This window comes from Sphingosinicella soli (genome assembly GCF_014199685.1).
In the GTDB taxonomy this organism is placed as follows: Bacteria; Pseudomonadota; Alphaproteobacteria; order Sphingomonadales; family Sphingomonadaceae; genus Sphingosinicella; species Sphingosinicella soli.
Map to the genome: position 1 here is coordinate 1 of NZ_JACHNZ010000082.1, position 1,598 is coordinate 1,598.

The following is a 1,598-nucleotide window of genomic DNA, read 5'->3' on the forward strand; positions in this document are numbered from 1 at the left end:
AAACCAGGCCGCTGCCTAAACCATCGAAATGAGGGGTCCCTATTGGACGCCGATCACCCCGCTAACGGGGTCCCTTTTGCACGCCGGTCCACAATTGTGGTGCAGCCCCTCGAACACCTGCTCTTGCCGGGCATGATCCTCGGTGATCGCGAAGGCCATAAGCTGGTCCAGCGTAAGGCCATCCTCGCGATAGACCTGCAACAGCTTCGGGCTGACAGCGCCCAAGCGAAGCCGCTGCTTCACCACGCCCGCCGACACGCCGAACCGCGCGCCGATCTCCTGCGCGCCCCAACCCTTGTCGTTGGAAAGCTCTGCGAACCGCTCGAACTGGTCGGCGGGGTGCATCGGCGTCCGGGTGACATTTTCGTCAAGGCTGATCTCGGCGGGATCGTTTTGCGTATCCAGCCAGCAACGGACAGGCTCGGACTTCCTGATCTGCTTGCGCTTGGCGCGCAGCAGCATCGCCAGCCTGCGGCCCTCGCCAGCGGTGACGAAATAGCAGCCGGTCGGCTCACCGTCCTTGATCTCGGGTTCCACGACAAGGTTCTGGATGAGTCCCTTGTGCTGGATCGAAGCGGCCAGCGCCTCGATAGCGGCGTCCCCATGCGGCACCTTGCGGGCATTGCGCGGGGACTTCTTGAGCTTGGCGAGCGGCACGAAGATTTCGACGCCCGACACAGGCTCGGCGGCTACGGTTTCGGTAACAGCGTTCATCACACTTCTCCTTCAAAACCACACGCACCCCGGAATGGGGTGGGCGGCGAAAGAGCGATCGGCAGGCCCGCCGACGGAGCCGGAACGCACCCGAAGGGCCGGAACGAAGAGGAGGTAAGCGCGGCCACGCGCGTTGCGGCCCGGCGCGGCGGGCCTAAAGGGAAGCGTCGCCCACCCCACCGACGGGGAGAGCTACAAACAATGCGATCGGGCCGGCGCAGCCCTGGCCCGATCTCCACAGAATCGGACACACACACAAATCCGCCTCGGCGGATTTGCCTATCGGCGCGCCAGCGCCAACCCGCCATGCTGATCGTCACCGGCACGGACGAGACCCGTCAGGGGCTCGGTCGGAGCGCAGCGGAGATAGAGCGGCGGTCCCGAAGGGAGGCGCCATCCTGCTGAATCTATGTCGATCAAAACTCAGCTTACCGAATACGCTTCGGTGCTAAGGGTCTGCATGGGGAATATAGAGGGGGTGGTTCAATAACGTGATTCGGTTTCGTCGTCTGACGCCTGTTCCTCTCAATTCTTGGTTGGTCGATCAAGGCATACCCCATACACATCAACGCTACCGGTTACGGGTGTGGCGAGAGGTTCACGGCGCCCTCGGCCCACTGCGCGATGAACTGATCGCCTATGTTCAGGAGGCATTAGACGATGCCCGCCGCCGGATTCGATCCGGTTTCCAGGACGATCTTTCGCCTTTCAACGACCCTGCGCATGACCCTGCCGCACATTATCCCGCAATGCTCAATCGCACATCGCTTCAAGGGTATCTTGGCGAAACGCTAGGTGTTTAGTCCCTCGTTTTGATGGTGCGGTTCTCTGATAAACCGTTTTGGCTGCTCGGACCATATTTTGCAGACATATTCATATGGGGT

The 1,598-nt window shown here is 61.5% G+C and carries 1 pseudogene; it reads right to left on the reverse strand.

What is annotated here, in order from left to right:
• Positions 1 to 84: 84 nt before the first annotated feature.
• A pseudogene (locus GGQ98_RS18015) lies at positions 85 to 714 on the reverse strand (ParB/RepB/Spo0J family partition protein); the annotation flags it as partial.
• Positions 715 to 1,598 lie beyond the last annotated feature (884 nt).